21 protein-coding genes and 1 pseudogene are annotated in these 25631 nt (G+C 72.8%); 13 read left to right on the top strand and 9 right to left on the bottom strand.

Annotated features, from left to right (window positions below):
* Nucleotides 1-34 precede the first annotated feature (34 nt).
* The 6 genes and pseudogenes from AC6JBM_RS26910 to AC6JBM_RS26885 all read left to right on the top strand — a co-directional run bounded on the left by AC6JBM_RS26910 (nucleotide 35) and on the right by AC6JBM_RS26885 (nucleotide 8076).
* Nucleotides 35-2470: a family 43 glycosylhydrolase gene (locus tag AC6JBM_RS26910; RefSeq protein WP_497986343.1), complete on the top strand. Its 2436-nt coding sequence runs from the start codon at nucleotides 35-37 to the stop codon at nucleotides 2468-2470.
* A gap of 38 nt (nucleotides 2471-2508) precedes the next feature.
* On the top strand, nucleotides 2509-3141 hold the full coding sequence (locus tag AC6JBM_RS26905) for a hypothetical protein (RefSeq protein ID WP_497986342.1): 633 nt from the start codon (nucleotides 2509-2511) through the stop codon (nucleotides 3139-3141).
* 106 nt (nucleotides 3142-3247) lie between these two features.
* Entirely contained in the window at nucleotides 3248-4291 is a 1044-nt protein-coding gene (locus AC6JBM_RS26900) for a hypothetical protein (RefSeq protein WP_497986341.1), read from the top strand.
* A 489-nt stretch (nucleotides 4292-4780) separates the two neighbouring features.
* The gene (locus tag AC6JBM_RS26895; protein ID WP_497986340.1) at nucleotides 4781-5776 is read left to right on the top strand and encodes an ABC transporter substrate-binding protein; all 996 of its coding nucleotides are present in this window, start codon (nucleotides 4781-4783) and stop codon (nucleotides 5774-5776) included.
* 22 nt (nucleotides 5777-5798) lie between these two features.
* Nucleotides 5799-5945, top strand: a pseudogene (locus AC6JBM_RS26890) (ATP-binding cassette domain-containing protein); the annotation flags it as partial.
* A gap of 910 nt (nucleotides 5946-6855) precedes the next feature.
* Nucleotides 6856-8076 carry an FAD-dependent oxidoreductase gene (locus AC6JBM_RS26885; protein WP_497986339.1) on the top strand — a complete coding sequence of 407 codons (1221 nt, stop codon included), beginning with the start codon at nucleotides 6856-6858 and terminating at the stop codon, nucleotides 8074-8076.
* A 1-nt stretch (nucleotide 8077) separates the two neighbouring features.
* Here AC6JBM_RS26885 and AC6JBM_RS26880 read toward each other — a convergent pair whose 3' ends face one another.
* The gene (locus AC6JBM_RS26880; RefSeq protein WP_497986338.1) at nucleotides 8078-10798 is read right to left on the bottom strand and encodes an AfsR/SARP family transcriptional regulator; all 2721 of its coding nucleotides are present in this window, start codon (nucleotides 10796-10798) and stop codon (nucleotides 8078-8080) included.
* Between the two features lie 530 nt (nucleotides 10799-11328).
* On the opposite strand from AC6JBM_RS26880, the gene AC6JBM_RS26875 reads away from it, so the two are divergent.
* From AC6JBM_RS26875 to infA, 3 genes are all read left to right on the top strand, one after another.
* The gene (locus AC6JBM_RS26875; RefSeq protein WP_497986337.1) at nucleotides 11329-11826 is read left to right on the top strand and encodes a pyridoxamine 5'-phosphate oxidase family protein; all 498 of its coding nucleotides are present in this window, start codon (nucleotides 11329-11331) and stop codon (nucleotides 11824-11826) included.
* A 188-nt stretch (nucleotides 11827-12014) separates the two neighbouring features.
* Nucleotides 12015-12749: a GNAT family N-acetyltransferase gene (locus AC6JBM_RS26870; protein ID WP_497986336.1), complete on the top strand. Its 735-nt coding sequence runs from the start codon at nucleotides 12015-12017 to the stop codon at nucleotides 12747-12749.
* Nucleotides 12749-12973 (top strand): translation initiation factor IF-1, encoded by a 225-nt coding sequence (gene infA, locus AC6JBM_RS26865; protein WP_344619086.1) that lies wholly within the window; start codon nucleotides 12749-12751, stop codon nucleotides 12971-12973. The genes AC6JBM_RS26870 and infA overlap by 1 nt, the downstream gene beginning before the upstream one ends.
* On the opposite strand, the gene AC6JBM_RS26860 is transcribed toward infA, so the two are convergent.
* The 3 genes from AC6JBM_RS26860 to AC6JBM_RS26850 all read right to left on the bottom strand — a co-directional run bounded on the left by AC6JBM_RS26860 (nucleotide 12970) and on the right by AC6JBM_RS26850 (nucleotide 16096).
* Nucleotides 12970-13545 carry an HD domain-containing protein gene (locus tag AC6JBM_RS26860; protein WP_497986335.1) on the bottom strand — a complete coding sequence of 192 codons (576 nt, stop codon included), beginning with the start codon at nucleotides 13543-13545 and terminating at the stop codon, nucleotides 12970-12972. The two genes, infA and AC6JBM_RS26860, sit on opposite strands and share 4 nt — an antisense overlap.
* A 39-nt stretch (nucleotides 13546-13584) precedes the next feature.
* Nucleotides 13585-14190 carry a cadmium resistance transporter gene (locus AC6JBM_RS26855; RefSeq protein ID WP_497986334.1) on the bottom strand — a complete coding sequence of 202 codons (606 nt, stop codon included), beginning with the start codon at nucleotides 14188-14190 and terminating at the stop codon, nucleotides 13585-13587.
* A 64-nt stretch (nucleotides 14191-14254) separates the two neighbouring features.
* Nucleotides 14255-16096 carry an Hsp70 family protein gene (locus AC6JBM_RS26850; RefSeq protein WP_497986333.1) on the bottom strand — a complete coding sequence of 614 codons (1842 nt, stop codon included), beginning with the start codon at nucleotides 16094-16096 and terminating at the stop codon, nucleotides 14255-14257.
* Nucleotides 16097-16184: 88 nt separating this feature from the next.
* Between AC6JBM_RS26850 and AC6JBM_RS26845 the strand changes: the two genes are divergently transcribed.
* The 3 genes from AC6JBM_RS26845 to AC6JBM_RS26835 all read left to right on the top strand — a co-directional run bounded on the left by AC6JBM_RS26845 (nucleotide 16185) and on the right by AC6JBM_RS26835 (nucleotide 18891).
* Nucleotides 16185-16832 carry a LuxR C-terminal-related transcriptional regulator gene (locus AC6JBM_RS26845; protein ID WP_497986332.1) on the top strand — a complete coding sequence of 216 codons (648 nt, stop codon included), beginning with the start codon at nucleotides 16185-16187 and terminating at the stop codon, nucleotides 16830-16832.
* A 68-nt stretch (nucleotides 16833-16900) separates the two neighbouring features.
* Nucleotides 16901-18034 carry a DUF418 domain-containing protein gene (locus AC6JBM_RS26840; protein ID WP_497986331.1) on the top strand — a complete coding sequence of 378 codons (1134 nt, stop codon included), beginning with the start codon at nucleotides 16901-16903 and terminating at the stop codon, nucleotides 18032-18034.
* The gene (locus tag AC6JBM_RS26835) at nucleotides 18031-18891 is read left to right on the top strand and encodes a sensor histidine kinase (protein ID WP_497986330.1); all 861 of its coding nucleotides are present in this window, start codon (nucleotides 18031-18033) and stop codon (nucleotides 18889-18891) included. Before AC6JBM_RS26840 ends, AC6JBM_RS26835 begins: the two co-directional genes overlap by 4 nt.
* A 21-nt stretch (nucleotides 18892-18912) precedes the next feature.
* Here AC6JBM_RS26835 and AC6JBM_RS26830 read toward each other — a convergent pair whose 3' ends face one another.
* The 3 genes from AC6JBM_RS26830 to AC6JBM_RS26820 all read right to left on the bottom strand — a co-directional run bounded on the left by AC6JBM_RS26830 (nucleotide 18913) and on the right by AC6JBM_RS26820 (nucleotide 22874).
* The gene (locus AC6JBM_RS26830) at nucleotides 18913-19986 is read right to left on the bottom strand and encodes a carboxylate-amine ligase (protein WP_497986534.1); all 1074 of its coding nucleotides are present in this window, start codon (nucleotides 19984-19986) and stop codon (nucleotides 18913-18915) included.
* 20 nt (nucleotides 19987-20006) lie between these two features.
* The gene (locus AC6JBM_RS26825; protein ID WP_497986329.1) at nucleotides 20007-21521 is read right to left on the bottom strand and encodes a diguanylate cyclase domain-containing protein; all 1515 of its coding nucleotides are present in this window, start codon (nucleotides 21519-21521) and stop codon (nucleotides 20007-20009) included.
* 114 nt (nucleotides 21522-21635) lie between these two features.
* Nucleotides 21636-22874: a YncE family protein gene (locus AC6JBM_RS26820; RefSeq protein ID WP_497986328.1), complete on the bottom strand. Its 1239-nt coding sequence runs from the start codon at nucleotides 22872-22874 to the stop codon at nucleotides 21636-21638.
* 143 nt (nucleotides 22875-23017) lie between these two features.
* On the opposite strand from AC6JBM_RS26820, the gene AC6JBM_RS26815 reads away from it, so the two are divergent.
* Nucleotides 23018-24142, top strand: a complete 1125-nt coding sequence (locus tag AC6JBM_RS26815; RefSeq protein WP_497986327.1) for a PucR family transcriptional regulator — start codon at nucleotides 23018-23020, stop codon at nucleotides 24140-24142.
* Nucleotides 24143-24152: 10 nt separating this feature from the next.
* Here AC6JBM_RS26815 and AC6JBM_RS26810 read toward each other — a convergent pair whose 3' ends face one another.
* Both AC6JBM_RS26810 and AC6JBM_RS26805 read right to left on the bottom strand, forming a co-directional pair.
* Nucleotides 24153-24368, bottom strand: a complete 216-nt coding sequence (locus tag AC6JBM_RS26810; RefSeq protein WP_497986326.1) for a ferredoxin — start codon at nucleotides 24366-24368, stop codon at nucleotides 24153-24155.
* Nucleotides 24368-25612: a cytochrome P450 gene (locus AC6JBM_RS26805; protein ID WP_497986325.1), complete on the bottom strand. Its 1245-nt coding sequence runs from the start codon at nucleotides 25610-25612 to the stop codon at nucleotides 24368-24370. Before AC6JBM_RS26805 ends, AC6JBM_RS26810 begins: the two co-directional genes overlap by 1 nt.
* Nucleotides 25613-25631: the final 19 nt, after the last annotated feature.

The following is a 25631-nucleotide window of genomic DNA, read 5'->3' as shown; positions in this document are numbered from 1 at the left end:
GCCTGAAAACACCCCACATCGAAGGAGCATGCTTGTGCAAGACCGCTTGCGAAGAGCGGCCCGCCGTCGGATCGCCGCGATCGCGGCCGTCGGCGCCATGCTGGCCGCTGGAATCGTCGCCCCGGCCTCGCCCGCTGGGGCCGCGGACCCGAACAACATCATCGTCAACGGTGGGTTCGAGGACGGCCTCGCCGGCTGGTTCGTGAACAACGGCAACGCGTCCGACAGCGCCACGCTGTCGCTCACCCCGGACGCCTACGCCGGCTCCAGCGCCGTGCTCGTCACCAACCGGACGACGACCGGCGCCGGCCCGATGCAGGACCTCTCCGGCAAGGTGCAGGCCGGCAAGGCCTACACGGTCACGGCCCGGGTGAAGTACGAGAACCCGAGCAGCCCGGCGACCAAGCAGTTCTTCGTCACCATGCACTACGGCGGCTCGACCTACACCAACCTCGGCACGGTGACCGTGCCGCGCGGGCAGTGGGGGCTCATCCAGAGCACGTTCACCATCCCCTCGACGCAGAGCGTCACGACCGCGCGGCTGTTCCTCGAGACGCCGTGGACGTCGAACCCGCAGAGCGCGCCGGATACCCACCTGATGGACTTCAAGGTGGACGACGTGACCCTGCAGGAGGGCGCGCCGACGACCACCCATCCGCCGGGAAACGCCCAGCCGGCCAAGACGGTCGGCAACGCCAACCCGCTGATGGACTACCAGTACGGCGCCGACCCGTGGGCGATGGTCTACAACGGGCGCGTCTACGAGTACATGACCTCGGACGGGGAGCAGTACGACGCCGGCGGCAACGTCGTGCAGACCTATGAGTACGACGGCAGCGGCAACATCAAGGACAACTCCTACGGCCAGATCAAGACGCTCACCGTCATCTCCTCCGCGGACCTGGCGAACTGGACCAACGAGGGCCAGGTCAAGGTTGCCGGGTCGTTCGGCGCCGCGAAGTGGGCGTCCAACTCGTGGGCGCCGGCGGCCACCCACCGCACGATCGGCGGCAAGGAGAAGTTCTTCCTGTACTTCGCCAACAGCGCCGGTGGCATCGGCGTGCTGACGTCCGACTCGCCGGTCGGGCCTTGGGTCGACCCGCTCGGCAAGGCCCTGATCACCAACTCGACGCCCGGTGTCGCCGGCGTGGTGTGGCTGTTCGACCCGGCGGTCCTGATCGACGACGACGGCGTGGCGTACCTCTACTTCGGCGGCGGGTTGCCCAGCGGGCAGAACGACCACCCGAAGACCGCTCGCGTCATCAAGCTCGGCGACGACATGATCAGCACCGTCGGCACGGCCGCGACGATCGACGCGCCGGCGCTGTTCGAGGACTCCGGCATCAACAAGATCAACGGCAAGTACTACTACAGCTACTGCACGAACTTCAGCCACTCCAGCGTGATCGACGGCAACACCATCGGCTCCGGAAACATCGCCTACATGGTGTCGGACAATCCGATGGGGCCCTTCACCTACCAGGGCCAGATCCTGAACAACCCGGGCACGTTCTTCGGCGTGGGCGGCAACAACCACCACGCGATGTTCGAGTTCAAGAACCAGATGTACATCACCTACCACGCCCAGACGGTCCAGTCGGCGCTCGTCGCCGGCGGATCCCTCACCGCCGCTCGCGGCTACCGTTCCACCCACATCGACAAGGTGACGGTCGACCCCGACGGCCGGATCGCGCCGATCACCGCCACCTACAAGGGTGTCGCCCAGCAGGGCACGCTCGATCCGCGTCAGCGGATCGAGGCCGAGACGATCGCCTGGGACTCCGGTATCCAGGACGCCTACGTCGACTCGTCCGGCGTGCGCGTGCTGCCGGTGGGGACGGACAGCACCGGAGAGCAGAAGCTCACCAACATCAACAACGGTGAGTGGACAGCGCTGGCGAATGTCGACTTCGGCAGCGGGGCCACCGGGCTCACCGCCGATGTACTGCCGAAGGCCGGCGGCCAGGTCGAGATCCGTCTCGACAGCCCGAACACGGCAAGCGCCGCCAACCTGGTCGGCACGCTGACGATCCCCGCATCGACGGCCGGTACCTGGACGACGGTCAGCACCGATCTGACCACGAAGGTGACCGGCGTCCACAACGTCTTCTTCGTCTTCAAGGGCGCCGGCAGCGGTGAGCTCTTCGACGTCGACGACTGGCGGTTCACGTTCGACCCTGACCTGCCGGTCACGGTCACCGCGCAGGTGAAGTGCCTGGCGGGCAAGGGGTACGTGGCTGTGCAGGCGCGTAACGACCACGACGCGCCGGTGAGCATCGCTCTGGAGACCGTGTACGGCGAGCGTTCCTTCGCCGGTGTGGCGCCGGGGGCGAACGCCTACCAGTCCTTCACCACGCGGGTGAGTGCGGTCCCGGCCGGTACGGCGACGGTCCGGGTCACGGGCACGGTCGGCGGCAAGGACGTCACGACCGCCGTCACCGCGCAGTACTCCGCCCTCGCCTGCGCCTGACCTTTCGACACCCCCTCGTAACGACAACGGAGCTTCGCATGAACGCATGGAATCGCAAGCAGTTGTTCGCGGCCGGAGCCGCCGGCGCCGTGCTGGCCGGGGCGATGGCGCTGCCCGCACCGGCCGTGGCCGGTGACGGTGACGGCGCCGACGTGCACGTGACGGTCGACATCCAGAAGATCAAGGAACCCGGTGTGCTGGCCTTGTCGGTCGCCGGTAACTCGGTCGTGCTGGCCGAGGACGGTTCGACCCTGCTGGTCCGGCAGTTCGTCGGCACGCTGCCGACGGTGACCGTCACCGACACCCGCACCACGGACGAGGTGCCCGCCGGTGCCGCGTGGGCCGTGCTGGGCAGCGCCAGCGACTTCGTCGGCAACGCCGGCCAGGCGCCGATCAGCGCCGGGCACCTCGGCTGGAAGCCGCGCCTGCTCAACGGCGGCAGCACCGGCCTGGTCAGCGAGGGCGAGGAGGTCGTGACCGTCCTGGACGACCCGACCCAGCCCGGCAACAACGTCGGCCTGGTCGACCAGGAGCTGCTGGTCTCCACCTATGACTCGGCGGCCGTCACCGGCAACGCGTACTCCGTCAACGCCGACCTGTACCTGCGCACCCCGGCCGACGTCGCCGCCGGCTCGTACGCATCGACCCTGACCCTGTCCCTCTTCGAATAGTGCACGGGTGGGGGTCGCTGCGCAGCGGCCCCCACCACACCCCTCCGCCAGAAGGACTCTCGTCATGATCCGACTCTTGCCGCGGTTCCTCGCGGTCCTGGCCGCGGTGCTGCTGGCCGTGCCGATCTCGCCCGCAGGTTCCTGGGCGGATCCTGGCGCCCCGACGCTGACCTGGGCGGTCCAGCCGGCCAACCAGCAGGGCCCGGACGGCCGCCGGTGGATCGAGGTCACCCTCGATCCGGGTCAGGTCATGACCGAGCACTTGGCGGTGCGGAACTTCAGCGATACCGCTGTGGTCTTCTCGCTGAAGGCCGCTGACGGCTACCTCACCGACAAGGGCCGCTTCAACATGCTCGCGTCCGGAAGTCCGTCGGTGGACGGCGGCCGGTGGATCGAGGTGCAGGAGAAGGTCAGCGTCGGGGCCAAGGAGACCAAGGTGGTCCCGTTCACCATCAACGCGCCCCGGGACGCCGCCCCGGGCGACCACCCGGCCGGTATCGCGGCGACACTCATGACCGCCGGTGGCACGGTCAACGTCGAGAGCCGGGTCGGATTCCGGGTCATGATGCGGGCCACCGGAACGCTCACCGCGGCACTGGCGGTCAGCGATCTGACCGCCAGGTACAAGCGCTCGTGGAACCCGTTGTCGGCCGGTGCCGTCCAGGTCAGCTACACGGTCAAGAACGCCGGCAACGTCACGGTCACCGGCACCGGCCATGTCACGGTCGACGAGTTGTTCGGCCTGGCCGGGCACGATGCCTCGGGCGGGGTTGAGGAGATCCTTCCAGGCGGCAGCCGACCTGCCGAGGCCCGCGTCGGCGGCGTGTGGGGGCTGGGAGCGTTACGCACGACTGTCCGTGTGACGCCGGCCGTCCAGGGCGGCGACTCGAGCGGCGCTGAGATCCGGTCGGCGTCGGCCAGCGTGACGGTCTGGACGCTGCCCTGGCCCCAACTGGCTCTTGTGGTCGCCCTCGCCGTGCTCCTCCTCGCGGCTCGGACTGCTGTCCGGCGCCGCCGGCGACGGCTTGCGCAATTGCTCGCCCGTGCCCGGGCGGAGGGTCGCGCCGAGGGGCAGTCGGGGGGCCGGGAATCCACCCTTACCGGCAGTGCGCAGCCGGTTCGGACGCCCGGCGGATCGGAACGCTCGTGAGCGTTGCCGGTTTCCGTGATGAGCACGCGCGTGTGTGTACGGCGATGCCCATTTACGAGATTATCAGGGTGTCTGGGGATGGAATTCTGCCTGATGCGATTTCCTGGACGACGGTTCGGGGCGGCGGTTCATAACGCTTTTTTTCAGAGAACTTTCGCGCATTTTCTGCCGGGCCGACTAGGGCAGGAGTGCTGGTCGCGGCGCTGCAGGGTTGCGCCGGAAGGCTGCTTGAGCCGTGCCGTGACGGATCGCGGTTTGCGTGATCAAATTGCGAGGATTGCGATTCCATCTCGGCTCGATATGCAGACTTGACGCGACAATTGAGAACGGTAACATTTGCGAACGCCGCGCACTGCCGTCCGCGATCGTGAGCAATTCACCGGACATTGGCGCAGCGCCTCGCACTCGCATCGCGATGCAACGCGGACGGGCTCCTGCTCGTCCCCCGCACGTTTCGCATCACACCCCAACGTTCGTGGAGGAAACACAATGTTGAAGAGATGGACCGCCGCTGTGCTCGGTGGCGTGCTCCTTGTCGGCGCGCTCGGTGCGTGCGGCGGGGAGAAGAGCGACGATGCCGGCAGCGGCAGCGCGCCCAAGGGCGACAAGAAGATCGTGATGGGCTTCGCGCAGGTCGGCGCCGAGAGTGGGTGGCGCACGGCGAACACCAAGTCGATCCAGGAAGCCGCCGCGGCCGCGGGCATCGATCTGAAGTTCTCCGACGCGCAGCAGAAGCAGGAGAACCAGATCAAGGCCATCCGCAGCTACATCGCGCAGAAGGTCGACGTCATCGCGTTCTCGCCGGTCGTGGAGTCCGGCTGGGACACGGTGCTCAAGGAGGCCAAGGACGCGAAGATCCCGGTCATCCTGACCGACCGCGCGGTGGACTCCAAGGACACCTCGCTGTACAAGACGTTCCTGGGCTCGGACTTCGTCGTCGAGGGCAAGAAGGCCGGCGACTGGCTGGTCAAGGAGTACCAGGGCAAGACCGACCCGGTGAACATCGTCGAGCTGCAGGGCACGACGGGCTCGGCCCCGGCCAACGACCGCAAGGCGGGCTTCGCCGACGCGATCAAGGCGGCGCCGAACATGAAGATCATCGCGTCGCAGACCGGTGACTTCACCCGGGCCAAGGGCAAGGAGGTCATGGAGGCCTTCCTGAAGGCCAACCCGAAGATCGACGTGCTGTACGCCCACAACGACGACATGGCCCTGGGTGCCATCGAGGCGATCGAGGCGGCCGGCAAGAAGCCCGGCACCGACATCAAGATCATCTCGGTCGACGCGGTGAAGGACGGCATGACCGCCCTGGCCGCCGGGAAGATCAACCACATCGTCGAGTGCTCCCCGCTGCTCGGCCCTCAGCTCATGGACCTCGCCAAGAAGGTCGTCAACGGCGAGACCGTCGAGCCGCGCATCCTCACGGTGGAGACCGAGTTCACGCCCGAGCAGGCCAAGGCCGCTCTCCCCGACCGCAAGTACTGAGCAAAAGAGCGCTGACTGAACCATGCTGACCATGACCGGCATCACCAAGCAGTTCCCGGGTGTCATGGCCCTACAGGACGTGGACTTCCGCCTGTTGCCAGGCGAGGTCCACGCCCTCATGGGCGAGAACGGCGCCGGGAAGTCCACCCTGATCAAGGTGCTCACGGGCGGGCCCTGCAGGCCGCGCGTGGCTGGTCCCGTCCGCTGTCCCGGCAGCGCCAGGATGAGCTGGTCGACGAGAAGGTGCAGGTCAGCGCATGACCACAGTGGACACCCCGGACGCTCGATCGGCCGGGTCGCGGGGAACTGGCTGCGCAAACCGGTGATGGCCACCGGAATCCTGCTGGTGCTGATGTACAGCGTGGGTGTGGTGCGCTACGACGGGTTCGACGACACCCAGATCGTGCTCAACGTCTTCATCGACAACGCGTTCCTGCTCGTCGTCGCGGTCGGCATGACGTTCGTGATCCTCACCGGCGGCATCGACCTGTCCGTCGGCGCCGTCGTCGCCCTCACCACGATGATCGCCGCGTCGATCGTCATCGGCGCGCTGCTCTTCGTCTTCATCGTGCTGCAGCGGACGGTGACCAGGAAACAGAGCGCGCGGAGAACCACATGACCCAATACGTAGTCGGCGTCGACTTCGGCACCCTGTCCGGACGCGCCGTCGTCGTGCGGGCCGAGGACGCGGCGGAGCTCGGCACGGCCGTCCACGAATAGGCCCACGGCTCCGTCGAGCGCACCCTGCCGGGGCCGGCCCTGCCGTCGGTCGTCGGCGGCCCCCGGAGGCGGACTCGGACCGGCGATGCCGGCCGGTGCCTCCCGCAGCGTCGGCCTCACCGGCGCCCGGCGTTGTCGAGCTGACCCTCCCGCCGGACGGACGCCGCTGTGAGCAGCGGATTCAAGCTTCCTGCAAGATTCGCGCAGGGCCCGAGGGACACCCTTGGCCGGGCATCGGCGCTCATCCGGCCACCGCGGACGGGGCTGGACGGGCGACCGGTGTCATGGTCCGGCCAACGTCTGGAGGCGCCTGTGTCGGTCGATGCGAGCGCGGCCGGGCAGCGTCTTGCCGGTGCGCCGTGACGGGGGAACGGTACGACGTCGTGGTCGTCGGGGCTCGCTGCGCCGGGGCTTCGACCGCCCTGCTGCTGGCCCGTCGCGGCTATCGTGTGCTGCTGCTGGACCGGGCGAGCCTGCCGAGCGACACGTTGTCGACGCACTACATCCACCCGGGCGGGCTGGCGCTGCTGGCCCGGTGGGGGCTCCTGGACGCGTTGACGGCCACCGGCTGTCCCCCGATCCAGCGGATCTCGCACCAGGTCGGCGACGTGCGGCTCGAGGCGATGGCGCCGGCGGTGGACGGGGTCGGCTTCAGCTGCGCGCCGCGCCGCCAGGTGCTCGACGCGGTACTGGCGGATGCCGCGGTCGCCGCGGGCGCCCAACTGCGCGACGGGTGCGAGGTGCTCGACGTGACCTTCGACCGAGGACGGGCGACCGGCGTCACCTACCGCACCCGCGCCGGCGCCCGGGACACGGTCGCCGCCGGGCTCGTCGTCGGCGCGGACGGCATGCGCTCGACCGTGGCGGACCTGGTCGGCGCACCCGCCGAGTCCGAGGACGCGCGGCTGACCTGCATCTACTACACGTACTGGACGGGTATCGAAGCGGACTTCGAGCTCTATGAGCAGCCGCGCCGGCTCGTCGGCGCGATGCCCACGCACGGCGACCAGACACTGGTCTGCACCTACTTCCCCAGCGCCGAGTTCGCACACGTCCGCGGGCGCGCCTGGGACTCCTACCTGAACAACATCCGCGCCACCGCGCCCGGCCTGTTCGAACGGGTTGCCGCCGGTACCCGTACCGAACGGTTGCGCGGGACCAACGACCAGCGGAACTTCTTTCGTCAGGCCTGTGGACCGGGCTGGGTTCTCGTCGGCGACGCCAGCCACCACAAGGACTCCATCACCGCACGCGGTATCACCGACGCGTTCGAACAGGCCGCGATGCTCGCCGACTGCGTGGCTGACGGTCTGCACGACGAGGTGCGGTTACGTGCCGGGCTGCACCGGTTCGCCGAGCAACGCAGGGCCCGCTTCACCCCGCTGTACAAGATGGCGCTGCTCGCCGGATCGCTGGACGTGTCGCCGTACCGGCTGGAGGTGCTGCGGTTCCTGAGCACCCGGCCGGAACTCGTCGAACGCTACTTCGCGGTGGGCGCCGGCATCATCGAGTCCGAGCAACTGTTCAACCGGCAGCTGTTCGCGGAGATGTCGGCCTTCCGGGCGGGTGCACCGGGGTGAGTCAGGCCGTCCCCCCGTGCGCCCGGCCGGCCCGCGCGCCGAGGAGCCTGTCCGCCACGTTCGCGGCCTGGCGGGCGCGGTGCTGCAGGTCGTAGAGAGCCAGCGCCTCCTGCCAGGCGCCCACGGCGTCGGCGGTGCGGCCGACGGCACGGTACACGTCGCCGAGGTGGACCAGGGTATCCGCCTCCTCGTACGTGTCGCCCAGTTCGCGGCGCAGCGCCAGGGCACGCAGATAGTGCCGCAGTGCGGGCGCATGCCGCCCGCTGTGGTGGGCGATGTAGCCGAGGCTGTCGGAGGTATAGGCCTCGCCCTCGCGGAACCCCTGCTCGCGGCAGAGGGCGAGAGCCCGGTGGCAGTAGCGGGCGGCCTCTTCGTAGTCCTGGACGCGGGCGTGGTACCAGCCGAGCGCGTTGAGTGCCTCGGCCTCGCGGGCGGGGTTGCCGAGGGTGGACCGGATGCGCAGGTTCGCGGCCGCATGGACGAGGGCCTGCTGGTAGTCGCCGACGTGTTCGCATGCGAGGGCGAGGTTCAGTTGGGTCTGTGCCTGGCCGTCGGCATCGCCGGCCTCCTCGTATCCGGCCGCCGCCTGCCGGAGATGGTGCAGCGCGCGTGCGTGCCGGCCGAGTGGGACGTAGGCGCGACCCAGCAGCCGGTGGTTGAGGGCGAGGTCCGTCGGGTTTGCGAGCGTCTGGGTGGTGGCGATCGTGGCCTGGAGCATGGCGACGCGGACGTGGAGGTACCCGCGCCGCCACTGGAACGTGTCGAGTGCCCAGGCCAGCTGCCACGCCTGGGCGTGCCAGCCGTGCTCCACGGCGTCCTGGTGCACGGCCAGCAGGCACTCGTGTTCCGCCTCGAACCAGGCCATCGCCGTGGCGGCGTCGGCGAGCGGGCCGAACGGCGGTGCCGGCGCGAGGGCCGGCGCGATCGGTGTCCGCCGCGGCGACAACAGCCGGTCGGCGGCGAGGGCGGTGCTGGTGTAGAACGACGTCAGCCGCTGTCGCGCGGCTTCCGCGGCGGCGGCCTGATCGGATGCGCAACGCTCGGCGGCGTACAGATGCACGAGGTCGTGCATCCGGTAGCGGCCCGCGGTGTGCTCCTGCAGCAGATACGCCGCCGCCAGCCTGCGCAGCGCAACCCGCGTCCGGGCGGCGGACCGGCCCGTCAGGGCCGCGGCGGCGCAGAGGCTGATGTCCGGTCCCGGCGCGGCGCCGAGCAGCCCGAACGTTCGCGCCAGGTCGGGATCGAGAGCCTGGTACGAGGCGGAGAACACCGCCCGCAGGTCTGCGTTGAGGTCGTCGGCGTCCAGGGCGTCGAGCCGCGCCGAGCGGTCGGCGAGCTCCTCGGCCAGCGCGGCCAGCGGGAGGCCGGATTGGATGCGCGCCCGGGCCGCCACGATGCTCGTGGCCAGCGGCAGCCCCGCGCAGTGCGCCACGAGCGCAGCGACAGCCTGGGGCTCGCGCGTCGCCCGATGCCGGCCGAGGTGGTGCACGAGCAGTTGCTGCCCCTCGTGCCTGGGCAGCGTGTCCAGGGCCAGCGGCCGGGCGCCGTACGCGGTGACCAGCCCGGCGAACTGCCGGCGCCCGGTGACCAGGACCATGCAGGCCGGGCTGCCGGGCAGCAGCGGCTCGACCTGCGCCGTGCTGTGGGCGTTGTCGAGCAGGATCAGCATCCGCTGATCCACGACGAGGCTGCGGTACAGCGCTGTCCGGCTCGGCAGGTCCGCCGGGATCTCGGCCGGCGCGATCCCCAGCGCCTCGAGGAAGCCGTGGAGGGCGACCGGCGCGGGCACCGGGTTCCCGGCCGGATCGAAGCCGCGGAGGTCGACGTACAGCTGCCCGGCAGGGAAGCGGTCGATGTTGCGGTGCGCCCAGTGCAGCGCGAGCGACGTCTTGCCGATCCCGCCGGTGCCGCCGATGACCGCGATTCCCATGACGTCACCGGTGCCGGCGACCCGGTCCAGCTCGGCGATCTCCCCGGCCCGGCCGACGAAGACGGCGGGTGGCGCCGGCAGCTGACGCGGGGTCTGCACCTGGCGCCGGGCCTGCGCCGCCGGCGCGTTCGCCGCATCGAGCGCCGGGTCGGCGGCGATGATCCGCTCGTGCAGCTGCTGCAGTGCCGTGCCCGGGTCGCTGCCCAGCTCCTCCTGCAGCCGCTGCCGAGTCAGCCGGTAGTGGGCCAGCGCGTCGGCGACGCGGCCGCTGCGGAACAACGCGAGCATGAACTGGCCGGCCGCTCGCTCGTCCAACGGGTACGCCTCGGTCTTGGTGAACAGCTCGGCCAGCAGCTCACCGTGGTGCCCCAGCCGCAGCCGGATGTCGCAACGGTCCAGTTCGGCGGCGAGCCGCTCCTGGTCGGTGGCGTCGCGCTGCAGGTTGAAGTACGGGGTGTCGAGGCCGGCGAAGGCGTCGCCGCGCCAGAGGCCGAGCGCCTCGCCGAGCAGGGCCGAGGCCGTATCGTCGTCGGGCGCGGAGCGGGCCTGCGTGCACAGGTGCCGGAACAGATGCAGGTCAACGGTCAGCCGGTCGATCTCGAGCAGGTAACCGCCGGAGCGGCGGTGCAGCAACGGCCGGCCGGACGCTGCGGTCAGGGTACGGCGCAGACGCGACAGGTAGCTGTACAGCGTGGGCTGCGCCCGCTGCGGCGGCCGGGCCCCCCACACCCGCTCGACGAGCTGGTCGGCCCGCACGATCTCGCCGGCGTCGACCAGCAGCGCCGCCAGCACCCCGCGCTGCCGGGCATGTCCAACCTCGATCGGCGTTGCGCCCCTGTGTGCCTCGATACTGCCGAGCAACCGGAACTCCAACGTCTCGTCGATCCTCCTTCGTCCGTTGCTGCCGGTGCGGGTGCCGCACCGGCTGCATCCCTGCTGCCGTACAGCTCGAACCGGGGTTGACTCCCAAGAGCGTAGGCCCGAGCCCGTCATGGCCGCCGCCCCTTGCCTGCCCACCTGCGGCAACACACGGGGTGAGAGCAACAGCGACGGCGCGACCAGGCTTCAGGCCGGACGCGATCCGCAGCGGCTACCAGCCTCCGCAACACGTCACCATCGACAGCGAAACCAGCGCCACCCGCCCGAAAGACGGCCGGCAAGCGATCGTCACCGTCTCCCACGACCTCGCCACCACCCGGACCGCCGACCACATCACCCTGGGTGACCTTGGCCCGGCGGGACCCCGGATGGCGGGCGGGTGTCGAGAACGGCCGGCCGGCTCCGTCCCCGGGGTACGAGCCGCCGACGAAGGAGCGACCACCATGCAACCGTCCGAGATCACCGAGGTCCTGAACCGGCCGATCAGCCGCGAGCTGCTGGCCCGCGACCTGACCCGCCTGGCCTACGTCGCCAAGGACGGCACGCCGCGCAGCATCCCGATCGCCTTCACCTGGAACGGCTCGCAGATCGTCATGTGCACCACGAAGAACGCCCCGAAACTGCCGTCCCTGCGCGCGAACCCGGTGGTCGCCCTGACCATCGACACCGAGGTCCACCCGCCGCGGATCCTGCTCATCCGCGGCCGCGCCGAGCTCGATGTCGTCGACGGCATCCCGGAGGAGTACCTGCGGATGAACGGCACCTACGAGATGACGCCCGAGCAGCGCGTCGCGTGGGAGGCCGAGATCCGCTCGCTCTACGACGGCATGGTCCGCATCGTCGTCACCCCGACCTGGGCGAAGCTCATCGACTTCGAGACCACGCTGCCCACCGCGATCGAGGAGCTGGCCCGGCAGCGCGCCGAACGGCAGGCCGCCTGAGATCGGTTAATCGCTGGACGGACGGCGGGCGGCGGCGGTAGCGTGCCGTCGACCGTGGTCCGGCCCGAGGAGGTGAGCACTGTGCGCGTTGTAGCGATGTGGGTGCTCCCCATTCCCGTCACGGTCGGGCGACTGCGGTAGGTGCCGCCCGGGAGCGTCCCCTTGGGATCTCCCGAAAGGTGACACCGATGAACACACTCGTCATCACGCGCCTCGCCGAGCGGCAGTGGCATGCCCTCGACGACGACCTCGTGGTCGGCCGCGGCGACGTTTCGCCCCGCCCGGACGGCCGCCTCTTCCTCAGCGTCGACGCCTGGCACGACGACGTCTTCGCCCGGCTCGCCGAGGCCATGCTGGCCGCCCTGCCGCGGCCGCTCTACACCGTCGTGGACGAGGCCGACGCCGACCTGCGAACCCGGTGGGTGCAGGCCGGCCTGACCACCCGCCGCCGCGAGTGGGAGTACGTCATGCCGAGCGGCGGCCGCGGTGCGGTACCGCCGCCGGGTCTGACGCTTCTGCCCGTCGGCACCGCCGAACTGGACCCGCTGCGCCGCCTGGACCGCGCGGTCCGCGCCGAGATCGAGGCCACGATCGGCTGGGATCACATGCCGGCGGCGGTACTGTCCCGGCCGCTCGACCCCGCCCACTACGCGGTCGCCGCCGAGCTCGGCGGCTACGTGGGCCTGGCCCGCCTGGCGCTGCTGCCGAGGCACACCAGGATCGGCCTCATCGCGGTGCGCTCCGGCCATCGCCGCCGCGGCATCGCCTCCGCCCTGCTCGCGCGGATCCTCGCGGCCACCGCGGCCCGCGGCGTCGCGACGGTCTCCGCGGACGTGCACGAGGCCAACACCGCGGCCATCGCCCTCTTCGAGGCCGCCGGCGCGCGCCGCACCGGCAGCAACCTCGAGCTGGTGATCCGCTGATGCCCAGGGCAACCGACGGCATCCAGCTCGAGGGCACCGTGCTGGAGTGCCTGCGCGACGCCAAGTTCCGCGTCGAGCTCGCGAACGGCCACATCGTCCTGGCCCACATCAGCGGCAAGATCCGCAAGAACTACATCAAGATCCTGCCGTTCGACCGCGTGCTGGTCGAGCTCAGCCAGTACGACCTCACGAGGGGCCGGATCCTGTTCCGGTACCGCAACTAAGCGGACACGACGGGGTGGCCGTACTCGGCGGCGAGACGGCTCAGGTCCGGCTCGCCGTACTCGGCGACCATCGCCTTGAACGCCGCGGCCTTGTCCTCGCCGAAGCGGGCGACGGCCACCGTGTACGCCGCGGCCGACACGAAATGCGGGGGCGTGGACTTGCTGTGGAACTTGTCGGCGTACATCACCAGCCGCTCCTCGCCCGTCTCCGCCACGTAGTCGTCGACCGGCAGGGGAAGGCCCTGCCGGTCGACGTCCTCGCGGGTCAGGCCGACGCCGGTGTGGTGCGAGCAGAACCGGCTCAGGGTCTCGGGGAACCCGAGCCCGGCCAGCGCCTCGTGGCCGAGCACGCCGTGGCGGATGTACGCCTCGCCCGCGCCGAGCCGGTACACGCCGATGTCGTGCAGCAGGCACCCGGCGCGCACGAGGGCCGGGTCCACGCCGGGGGCGGCGAGCTGCGAGGCGATCCGGGCGACGATCTCGCAGTGGGTGTACACCAGCGCGAAGGCCTGCGGGGTCGGCGCGAGGCGTTCGTGCAGCGCACGGATCTCGGCGTCGTCGGGGATCCTCATGAGGAGCAATACTGCCCCACAGCCCGGTGCGGCGGCGCGCTAGAGGCCGAAGGCACCGCCGTCGACGAGGATGAGCACGCCGATGCCGACGAGCACGACGGGCAGCAGGACGTGCCCCCAGCGGCTGAGCGCCCGGGCGATGACCGGGCGGGTGGCGAAGTACCGGCCGGCGGCGATCCAGACGGCGAGCAGGACGAGGAACACGACGACGGAGACGGTCATGCCACCGGGCCCGGCGGTGGCGAAGACGGGAACGTAGACGCCGATGTTGTCGCCGCCGTTGGCGAACGTCACCGCGGCGACCTCGAGCATCCGCGGGCCGCCCGGCCCGCTCTCGGGGTCCTGCTCCTCGTCGCCGCCGCGGCCACGGTGCCGCCACGCCTGGACGGCGGCCTTGAGGCCGAGGCCGAGCGGGAGGAGGCCGAGGTACGGTATGGCCGCCTCGGGCAGGAAGGTGGCGCCGAACGCGGCGGCCACGGCGACGGCGAGGATCGCGGCGAAGCCGAGGTACTGGCCGGCGGCGATGGTCCGGCCCGCGTGCCGGTGGCCGGCCCCCTGGGCGAAGAACAAGGCGAGGACGACGATGTCGTCGATGTTGGTGACGGCGAACAGGCCGGCCGCCTGGCCGATGATGCCGGGGTTCACCGCCGAGCCGCCGCAGCGCCTCGGACCGGCGCGGCATCGGCGCCGGGTCCGTTCGCGGGGGCGGTCACGCGGGCAGGTACTGCCGCACGGCCGAGCGCACCGACGTGCGGTTCGCGCCGAGGGTGCGCAGGTCCGCGACCTTCAGCGCCGCCCCGCCGAGCACGACCCGGTGGCGCCAGTCGGGATGGGCGGCCAGGGCGTTGCCAGGCCGGGGCACGATGAGCAGGTTCGGCCGCAGGAAGAAGCCGCGCGTGCGCACCTCGGCCCGCTCCAGCTCGCCCCACGGCACGTGCACCGGGCGGCCGCGCACCGTGATCGTCAGGCCGTGCTCGTCGACGAGCAGGCGCTGGGGCTCGCCCGGGGCCCGGACCATGCGGGCGATCGAGCTGCCGAGCCAGATCAGGATGTACACCCAGATCAGCAGGGCCGCGATGACCGCCAGATCGTCGTTGTTGGTCGGCTCGTAGATGGCGCCGAAGGCCAGGATGCTGCCGAGGAAGAACGGCAGGGTCCACAGCATGCGGGCCGCCGCCCGGCCGACGATCGCGCCGGTGCTGGTGCGGAACTCGGCCGGCATCCGGCCCCCGGCGGGGAAGAACGGGCGCAGCGGCTCCGGCTGCGGCGGCACGGGCCGCACGGGCGGCGCCGAGACGGCCTGCTGGGCGATGATCGGGCGCTGGGGCACGATCGGGCCCGTCGCGGCGAACGGCGGCGACACGGGCCGGGGCGAGATCGGCATCGCGGACACGGGCATCGGCGGTGGCGGGGACGAGACCGGTGCCGGGGCCGGGATCGGGGACTGGACCGGGATCGGGGCCGGGATCGGGGCCGGTTGCGCCGGCACGTCGGTGACCAGCGCGCCCTCGGCGACCACGAGCTCGGGCTGGTCCAGGACCGTCGGGGCGATGCCCAGCGCCCGGTGCAGCTCGGTCGCGACCAGCGGCATCCGGGTCGAGCCGCCGACCAGGAACAGGCCCGCGACCTGCTCGCGCGGCACCCCGGACGCGGTGAGCGTCGCCGCCGTCACCGCGACCGTCTGGGCGATGAGCGGCCGGGCCCGCTGCTCCAGCTCCCCGCGGGTCACGTGCAGGTCGCGGTCGAGAATCGGCACGAGCAGGCCGGCCGAGGACTCGCGGGAGAGGCGCTCCTTGAGCATCCGGGCGTCCTCGCGCAGGGTCCGGGCGGCGCGGCGGTCCGGGGCGGTCCGCGGGTGGGACAGCCGTGCCCACGCCCCGGGATCGCTCGCGCCGGCGACGGCCCCGATCTCCTGCACGACGAGCTCGTCGAGGTCGACGCCGCCGACGTCGTCGAGGCCGCGGTACGCCAGCGTCTCGAACCCGTTCGCCGTGCGCCGGACCACGGAGGCGTCGAACGTGCCCGCGCCCAGGTCGTAGACGAGGACGCTCGACCCGGGCGGGACCCGCTGGCCGAGCACGGCGGTGAAGTAGAGCCCGGCCGCGACCGGCTCCGGCACCAGCCGCGGCGGCGGGAAGCCGGCCCGGCTCGCGGCCTGCGTCAGCACCGCCCGGCGCGCCGACCCCCACTCGGCCGGATAGGTCATGACGAGATCGTCGACCGGCCGCCCGGCCACCTGCCGCGCCTCGTCCGCGACCCTGGCGAGCGTGGCGGCGACGGCGGCGATCAGCGGTACCGTCGCATCGCCCAGCAGCAGGTCCGGCTCGTCGACGTGGCGCTTCGGATTCGGCTCGAACCGCACCGGGTCGAGCTTCGCGCTGTTGATCGCGTCGCGGCCGGTCGCGAGGTGCCCGTCGGTCATCGCGTACACGGCGGAGGGCAGCAGCGGGGAGCCGTCGAACAGCAGCGGCCGCGTCTTGCCGTCGGGCCAGCGCAGGATGGCCACGGTGTTGGACGTGCCATAGTCGACCGCCAGCGCGAACAGGCTCACCACGGTGACCCTACGCGACGCCGTCCAGACCGGCCGCTGGCGAGGTCGGGTCGGCGGCCCGGCCGGTCGGCACGGTACGGTGTTGCGCGTGCGAGTCGTGGTGGCCGAGGACCTTGCCCTGCTGCGCGACGGGCTGATCCGGCTGCTGGAGGCGCACGGCTTCGAGGTCGTGTCCGCCGTCGACAACGGGCCCGACCTGCAGCGGGCCCTCATCGAGCAGCGCCCCGACGTGGCCGTGGTCGACGTGCGGCTCCCGCCGACGCTCACCGACGAGGGCCTGCGCGCCGCCCTCGCCGCCCGCGCCGAGGTGCCCGGGCTGCCGGTGCTCGTGCTGTCGCAGTACGTCGAGCGCCTCTACGCCCGCGAGCTGCTCGCCGACGGCCGGGGCGGCATCGGGTACCTGCTGAAGGACCGCGTCTCCGACGTCGACGAGTTCGTGGCCTCGGTCCGGCGGGTCGCGGCCGGCGGCACCGCGCTGGACCCGACCGTGGTCGCCCGGCTCCTCGACAGCCGCGAGCGCACCCTCCCGCTGGACCGGCTCACCGCCCGCGAGCGCGAGGTCCTCGCGCACATGGCCCAGGGCCGCTCCAACGCCGCGATCGGCGCCGCGCTGTTCATCACCGAGAAGGCCGTCGCGAAGCACACGAACAACATCTTCGCCAAGCTGGACCTGCAGGCGTCGGAGGACGACAACCGCCGGGTGCTCGCCGTGCTGGCCTACCTGGAACAGGGGTAGCAGTACCCCCACCGGTCGGGGTCGCACTGTCCTCGATACCGGGCCGCGCGAGGACGAGGCTCATGGGCATGACACAGACAGTCCTCGAACCCGGGCCCGTCAAGCGGTCCGAGCGGGCCCTCGCCCCCGACCTCGCCCGCGGCGCCATGCTGCTGTTCATCGCCCTCGCCAACGCGGCCAACTTCGCGTTCGCCGGGCAGCCCGGCCTCGACCCGCACCCGAGCGGCCCGGCCCGGGTCGTCAACTTCGTCATGGCCACCTTCGTCGACAGCCGCGCGTACCCGGTCTTCGCCGTCATGTTCGGCTACGGCCTCGTCCAGCTGGCCCGGCGCAACGCCGACCGGGTGCTGCTGCGCCGCAACGCGCTGCTGCTGGGCTTCGGGGCCGTGCACGCGACGCTGCTGTACTTCGGCGACTTCCTCGGCGCCTACGGCATCGTCGGCATCGTGGCGACCCTGCTGCTGGTGCGCCGCGGCGACCGCTTCCACCGGGCGATCCTCTGGCTCTGGGGACTCCAGACGGTGTACGCGCTCGTCTCCTCGGTCATCGCGCTCGCCGGCGCCCACGGCGGGACGGCCGGCATCACGAACACCCCGAACCCGTCGCTCGCGGCCCCGACCTACCTGCGGTCGATGGCCGACCGGCTCGCCGAGTGGCCCGTGCACACCTCCACCGTGCTGCCCTTCATCGTCATCGTCTGGCTCGGCATCTGGGCCGCGCGCAAGCGGGTGCTCGAGGACCCGGCGGCGCACCGCACCCTGCTGCGCCGCACCGCGGTCGTGTCGCTGGGCATCTCGACGCTGGGCGCGCTGCCCTACGCGCTCATGTGCGCCGGCGTGCTGCACGCCGCACCCGGTACCGTCGAGGCCATGGCCCGCATGCACGCGATCACCGGCGAGTACGGCGGCCCCGGCTACGTGGCCCTCTTCGGCCTCGTCGCGCTGCGGCTGGCCGGCCGCACCCCGCGCGCCCTGGAGCCCGTGGTGGCGCTCGGGCAGCGGTCGCTGAGCGGGTACCTCCTGCAGTCGCTGTGCTGGGTCGCGTTGTTCAGTCCCTTCGCCCTGCACCTCGGGGGAACCTGGGCCGCCGCCGGGTGCGCGGTCGCGGTGTGGGCGGTGTCGTGCCTGGGCGCGAAGGCCCTCGCCGACCGCGGCCACCGCGGCCCGGCCGAGACCCTGCTGCGCAAGTTCGCCTACCGATGACCCGGACCGTCGCCTGGACGCGCCTGGCCGCCGACCTGCGGGTCGCGGCCGGGCGCCGGCCGTTGCGGACCGCCGCGACGGCCGGTGTCGTGATGGCGGTCGTGGACCTGACGGTGTGGGTGTCCACGGGTGGCGGGTACTTCTGGCCGGCCTGGACGATGCTCGGCCTGGCCCTGCTGTTCGGCGCCGTCGCCTGGGTGCAGCGGCGGGAGTCGGCGCTGGCCGGGCGGGTGAGCGCCCTGACCCGCTCCCGCCGCGGCGCGGTGGACCGGCAGGCGGCCGAGCTCAAGCGCGTCGAGCGCGACCTGCACGACGGCGCCCAGGCCCGGCTCGTCTCCCTGTCGCTGACCCTGGGCCTGGCCGGCAGCCTGGTCCGCCTCGACCCGGACGGCGCCGCCAAGCTCATGGAGGAGGCCCGCACGACCGCGGTCGCGGCCCTGGACGACCTGCGCGCGGTGATGCACAGCATCCACCCGGCGGTGCTGGCCGACCGCGGCCTGCTCGACGCGGCCAGGGCCCTGGCCCTGAACCTGGCCGTGCCGGTCACGGTGACCGGCGACGTCCCGGGGGAGCTGTCCGCGGCGGCGGAGACGGCCGCCTACTTCGCCGTGTCGGAGTGCCTGGCGAACGTGGTGAAGCACAGCGACGCGACGGCCGCGACCGTGACCTTCGCGGCGACCCCGGCGGCCCTGCGCATCACCGTGCGGGACGACGGCCGCGGCGGCGCCGACCTGGCGGCCGGCACGGGCCTGCGCGGCATCGCGGACCGCCTGGACGCGGTGGACGGCACCCTGCGCCTGCACAGCCCGCCGGGCGGCCCGACCACGGCCACGATCACCATCCTACTCGACCGCTGAGCCCGACCCGCTGAGCCCGGCTCAGGCCGGGGCCGTCTCGTCGGCGCGGGCGCTCAGGGCCTCGGGGACGGTCGCGGCGCGGCGCAGCCGGGTGGCGCCGTTGCCCTCGTCGTGCAGGCGCGCGAGGCCCGCGTGCACGAGGTCCAGGTCGCCGTGGGCGTCCAGGGCCGGCGTGATCTCGTCCAGCAGATCGCCGACCAGGTCCCACGCGGGGCGCGCGGCGCCGTGGCGCAGGTCGGTCAGCGTGTGGCGCAGGCCCGAACGGCAGGCGTTCCAGTGCGCGGCCCGCAGCAGGTGCTCCGGCACCACCGGCAGCGGCGCACCCGCGGCGAGCGCGGCGGCCAGGGTGGCGACCAGGCCGCGGACCAGGGCCGCGAGGAGCACCGCATCGGTGGCCGTCGGGGCCACGTCGGCGATGCGGACCTCGACCGTCGGGTAGTGCAGCGACGGGCGGGCGTGCCACCAGACCAGCTCGGGCTCGTACATGGAGCCGGACGCGACCAGCTGCGCCACCGCGCGCTCGTAGTCGGCGAAGGACTCCAGCGGCGGCGTCGGGCCGAGGCCCGGCCAGCGTTCGACGGCGATGCCGCGCCAGCTGTCGTGGCCGGTGTCCCCGCCCTCGTGGAACGGGGAGTTCGCGAACATCGCCTGCAGCACCGGCAGCCACGGGCGCAGGGCGGTGCACACGCGCACGGCCAGGTCGCGGTCGGCGACGCCGACGTGCACGTGGCAGCCGCACAGGGCCGGGTCGCGGGCGATCGGGCCGTAGTGCCGCGCGATCGCGCGGTACCGCGGCGAGTGGGCCACGCTGCGGTCCGGCTCGGCGACCGGCGTGGCCGCGACGGCGACGAGCCGCACCCCGGCCCGCGCGGCGGCCCCGGCGGCGGCGCGGCGGTTCGCGGCCAGGTGCTCGTGCAGCTCGGGCAGCGTCGTGCAGACCGGCGTGACCATCTCCAGGGTGCTGCGCCGGAACTCGTGCCGGCTGCGCTCGCGGGCCTCCGGCGCCAGCGCGGCCCGCGCCGCGGCCACGAGCGGGAGGCTGTGCCACGAGTCGGGGTCGAGCAGCAGGAACTCCTCCTCGACCCCGACCGTCATCGACACGCGTCCAACCTAGCTCAGGCCGGCACCCGGGCCTCGGGGGCGGCGAGCGCTTCGGCCTTGCGGGCGGTCTTGATGCGGTACATCTCCGCGTCGGCGTCCCGCAGGAGCGCGTCGAGCCCGGCCGGGGTGCCGGTGGCCACGCCGACGCTGGCGCCGACGCGAGCCTCGGTGCCGCTGAGCGCGTACGGCTCGCTGAGCGCCTCGGTCAGGGCCCGCGCCAGGCGCCGGGCCACGTCCGCGTCCGTGTCCGGCAGGACCACCGCGAACTCGTCGCCGCCGAGCCGGACGGCGAGATCGTCGGCGCGCACGCGCGCGGTCAGCCGGCGGGCCGCGGCCACCAGCAGCTCGTCGCCGGTGTGGTGGCCGTGGCGGTCGTTGACCTGCTTGAAGCCGTCGAGGTCGAGCACCAGGATGCTCAGGCTCGCGGCCGGCGCCAGCGCGGCCAGGCGCTCGGCCAGCAGCGCCCGGTTGGCCAGGCCGGTCAGCGCGTCGTGGGTCGCCCGGTGGCGCAGCTCCCCGTGCAGCTGCCGCAGCTCGAGCATGCTGCGGTCGAGGTCGGTGAGCAGCCGGTCGTTGTCGTGGAAGGCGACGACCTGGCGGCTGAGCACCAGGCCGGTGATGACCAGCACCCCGGCGGCCACGCCCCACAGCCGCGGGTCGGCGCCCCGGCCGGCCAGCGCGAACACGAGCAGCAGCTCGGTCACGCCGACGGCGACGTACGGCATGAGGCTGAACCGCCGCCGGCGCACCCGGGCGTCCTCGCGCGGGTTGCGGGTCTGCACCTCCTGCATGCGCACGCTGGCCACCGTCAGGATGCACGACAGCAGCGACGCGACGGCCTCCACGCGCGGGTCCGGCCCGCCGGTGACGATGATGCCCGCGGCCGAGCCGAGCGCGGAACCGGCCACCCCGGCGCACCCGGCCACGCCGGCGAGGCGGGTGAACGGCGCCGTGCCGCTCAGGATGAGCTTGAGCGCGCCGAGCACGATGACGAGCATGACGACCGAGGACGCCGCCGAGGCGAGCCGGTCGGCCAGGCGCGGGTTGCCGAGCTGGGCGCCGATGGAGAAGTACCACAGCAGCACGGCGACCCCGGCGAGCACGGTGGCCGCGTCCAGCCACAGGCGCAGCCGCAGCCGCCCGGTGTCCCCGAGCGGGTGGCGCAGCATCAGCACCACCATCTCGGACATCGCGAGCACGACGCACAACGACTGCACGATGCTGGTCGGGGTGCCGGGCCCGCCCGCGATCACGAGGGCGGTCTGCAGCCCGTCGCCCAGCGCGCACAGCAGCCCGGCGGCCGCGAGCCCGAGCCAGAACCGGCGGGCGGGGCGGTCGCCGGCGGTGAGCCGGGCCAGGCGCCACGAGAAGAACAGGATGCCGAGGTCGAGGCCGGTCTGGATGCCCCAGGACAGCGCGGGCCCGCCGGGCCCGGCGAGGAACCAGATCGGCACGGCGAGCGCGAGGGCGCCCATGCCGAGCAGCACGGGGTCACGCGCGAGCCCGCCGCTCGGCGACCGTGGCGCCATGACACCTCCCCGAATCCGCTCTTCGGGGAAAGCGTTCGGCCGCCGCGGGGGACACCTGAGCGGGCCGGGCGGATGCAACCGCCCGGCAACCACAGTGCTCGGCTGCGGATCGGGTCAGCTCGCGGCGATGTGGCCGATCCGCACGCGCTGGGGGTGGTCGCCGACGGGGACGCTGACGACCTTCTGCCCGGTGGCGAAGCTGATCGCGGTCACCTGGTCGGCGCCGGACTCGGAGATGACGCAGTCGCGGCCGTCGCCGCTGACCGTGGCCCAGTAGGGCTTGCTCGCCGGGATCAGCGCGCCCTCCCGCAGCGTGGCCCGGTCCACCACGGTCGCGTAGTCGTCCATGGTGCCCGCCACGCACAGGTGCGCGCCGTCCGGGCTCATCGACAGGCCGTGGTGGCGGGAGTCGTTGACCCAGGTGGTGCGGTCCGGGCTGGTCGCCGGGTTCTCGGGCAGCTCCCGGATGCGGGTGATCCGGTCGGAGGCGACGTCGTACTCCACGAAGCCGTTGAAGAAGGAGAGCTGGAAGTACAGCGTCCGCTCGTCCGGGGTGAAGACGGCCGGGCGGACGGCGTCGGAGAGGTCGCCGCGGCCGAACGCGTCCAGCCGCTGCCGCATGTCGATGGTCCGGACCACCTGGAACGTGCGCGTGTCGGCGATCGTGATGTGCCGGTCGCCCTTGGTCCAGTCCAGCCACGGGTCGTCCAGGTCGGTGTTGACCTCGCCGATGGACATGTTCCACAGGTAGCGGCCGCCGTCGGTGTAGATGTTCTCGTGCGGCTTGTCGCCGGCGGTGAACGAGCCCAGCTGCCGACCGGTGGTGATGTCGAGCACGTGCACGGTGTTCGACGTGGAGGCGGAGACGGCGACCCGGGTGCCGTCGGGGGAGACGGCCATGTGGTCGGCCCGGAAGCCCGAGACCGGGAAGCGCCAGCGCAGCGCGCCCGTGCGCAGGTCGATGGCGACGACGTCGGCGAAGCTGGGCCGGGACACGACCAGGGCGCTGCCGTCCGGGGTCGTGTACATGTCGTCGACGAGCTGGTCGTGGCCCTCGCCCGGCCCCTGCTGGACGCCGAGGTAGAAGGCGAGCCGGACCGGGTTGAGGTAGATCTCCCAGAGCCGCCGGTCGCGGTCGGGCACGACGTTGATCCGGCGGAGCTTCTCGTAGGTGCCGCTGGAGCCGATCACGTCGACCGTGCCGTCCCAGTTGTTGCCGACGAACATCACCTCCCGCAGCGCGGGCGCCGCGGCGGCGGGCGCTGACGCGGACGCGAGGGGCACGAGCGCGCTCGCGAGCAGGGCGAGACCGGCGAGCACGGCGCGACGGCGGGGAACGGGACTGGCGGACACGCGGCCTCCCTGGGCTTTGTCGTTACTGTGCGGTAACGTCCAGGAAATCGCCGATCGGTGGCGGTCGATAGGTCTCGGCGCACAACGCCGCGCCCGGCGATTGTGCCGAACGCACAACGCGAACCCACGACAGCGAGGCCGATGTGTCCACCCCGCTCGCGCCGCTGCTGGCCGCCCTGGCCGGCGACGAGGGGCTGGTCGACGAGCTCGTCGCCGCCGCCCGGTCCGCCTCGCCGGACGTGGCGCGGCTGCCCGCGCACGAGAGCCGGCGGCACGTGGCCCTGCTCCTCGCGGCCGGCCTCGCCGCGTTCCAGGGCGGGGAGCCGGAGTTCGACGAGGCCGCGCGGCTGGGGGCCGACCGGGCCGCGCAGGGCGTGCCGTGTGCCGGGTTGTTGTGTGCGGTACGGGCGGCCCGGACCCGGGTCCTGGAGGTCGCCGTCGTGCGCGGGCGGGCCGCGGGGATCCCGGACGAGGTGCTGCTGAGCGCGGCGCTGGACTTCGACCGGTACGTCGGCGCGCTCGAGGGCCACGTCGTCGAGGGCTATCGCGAGGCCGAGCGGGCCCGGGCCCGGGGCCGGCGGGACCAGCGCGACGCGGTGCTGCGGGCGCTGCTGCTCGGCGGCCGGGCGGACGATGCCGCGGCGGTGGGGCTTCGGGGCGGCGTGCGGTACCGCTGCGTCGTGCTGAACGTGACCGACCCGGCCCGGGCGGAGGCGCTGGAGCCGCGGCTCGCCGCGTGCGGCGGGGTCTTCGGCACCGTGGAGGGCCGCCTCGCCGGGCTGACCCCGCGCTCCCCGGCGGCCGCCGGCCCGGACGTCACGGCGGTCGTCGGGCCGCCGCTGCCGCTCGAGCGGGCGGCCGAGGGCTACCGGCTGTGCCTCGCCGCGCTGACGGGGGCCGTGCGCTTCGCCCGCACCGGCGTGCACCGGGTGGTCGACCTCGCCGCGGAGACGGCCCTGGCCGCCCAGCCGGAGCTCGGCACGGCGCTGGGCGAGGCGCTGCTCGCGCGGCTCGACCCGGCCGACGCGTTCCACCGCGAGCTGGTCGGGACCGCCCTGGCGTACCTCGACCACGGCCGCCGTCTCGACCGCACCGCCGCGGCGCTGCACGTGCACCCGAACACGGTCCGGTACCGGCTGCGCGCCCTGCACGAGCGCACCGGCCTGCCCGTCGACGACGACGGCGCCCCGGTGCTCACGACCCTGCGCTGCTGGTGGGCGTTCGAGACGTGGCAACGCGGCCGGTGCGGCCCACGAGCGGCGCCGTGACGCAGCCGCGTCAGCCCGAGGCCGCGCCGCGGTTCGTGTGGATCTCGATGACCGCGGCCGGGCACCGGGTCGCCGCCTCGTACGCCGCCTCCCGCAGCCCGGCCGGCGGGTACTCGTCGAGCAGGATCACCACCCCGTCGTCGTCGCGCTGGTCGAACAGGTCCGGGGCGACGAGCGCGCACACGCCCGAGCCGATGCACTTGTCCCGGTGGACCTGGACCCACATCAGTCGCCGTCCTCGTCCCCGGCGGGGAACGCCGGCAGCACCTCGTCCCAGAGCACCGGCACCGCGACCGGCCCGCCCACCGCGGTCCGCGTCTTGAAGCGGATGTCCTCGACCGGCACCGCCAGCCGCAGCGACGGGATCCGCCGGGGCAGCGTCGCCAGCACGGCGGTCAGCTCGAGCCGGGCCAGCTGCTGCCCGACGCACTGGTGCGGCCCGTGCCCGAAGCCGACGTGCGGGCCGGGCGCGCGGCCGACGTCGAACCGGTCGGCGTCGGCGAAGAGCGCGGTGTCGCGGTTGGCGGACTGGATCGCCAGCACGATGAGGTCGCCCGCCCGCATCGGCTGCCCGCCGACCTCGCAGTCCTCGAGGACCTCGCGCATGAGGCCGGTGCCGACGCCGAGGTACCGCACCAGCTCCTCGGCCCCGCCGGCCGCGAGCCCGGGACGCTCCCGCAGCCGGGCCAGCTCCGCGGGGTGCTCCAGCAGTGCCAGCATCCCGTGGGCGATCACGCTCGCGGTGGTGTCGTAGCCGGCCATGAGCAGGCCCGCGGCCATCGACACCAGCTCGGTGTCGGTGAACGGCCGGTCGGTCTGGTCGCTGCGCACGATCATGCGGCTGAGCACGTCGTCGCCCGGGTTCGCGCGGCGGGCGAGGACGGTGCCGAAGAGGTACTCCAGCAGCGGGCGCATCGCCGCCCCGTAGTCCTCGGCGCTGGAGCCGCCCGAGAACAGCGCGTCGGCCGCCCGCTGGAACAGCGCCCGGTCGGACTCCGGCACGCTGAGCAGCTCGGCGATGACGGCGGTGGTCACCGGCTTGGCGAAGGCCGCGTAGAGGTCCGCCGGCGGGGCGGTGCCGGCCAAGACGTCCAGGTGCTCGTCGACGATGCGCCGCACGAGCGGGCGCAGCTGCGCGATCCGCTTCATGTTCGACACCTCGGGCGCCATGTGCCGGCGGAAGCGCAGGTGCTCCGGGCCGTCCATGCGGGCGAAGTCGCCCTCGCCGGGCGGCTCGCTGTTGTAGCCGGCGAGGATGTGCGCGGCCGTGCCCGGGCGGGTGGTGAAGCGCCGCGGGTCGCTCAGCACCTCGCGCACGTCGGCGTAGCGCGTCACGAGCCACGCGTCGATCCCCGTCGGGCAGGCCACGCGGATGACCGGGCTGGTCGCGCGGAGCTCGGCGTACTCGGGCGGCGGGCCGAACGGGCAGCCCTTCTCGGCGGGCAGCGGAAGCTCACGCACAGCAGTCATGGGTACCCCCGATTGCGAC

This window comes from Dactylosporangium thailandense (assembly GCF_059739745.1).
This window is presented reverse-complemented; position numbering and strand designations above follow the sequence as displayed.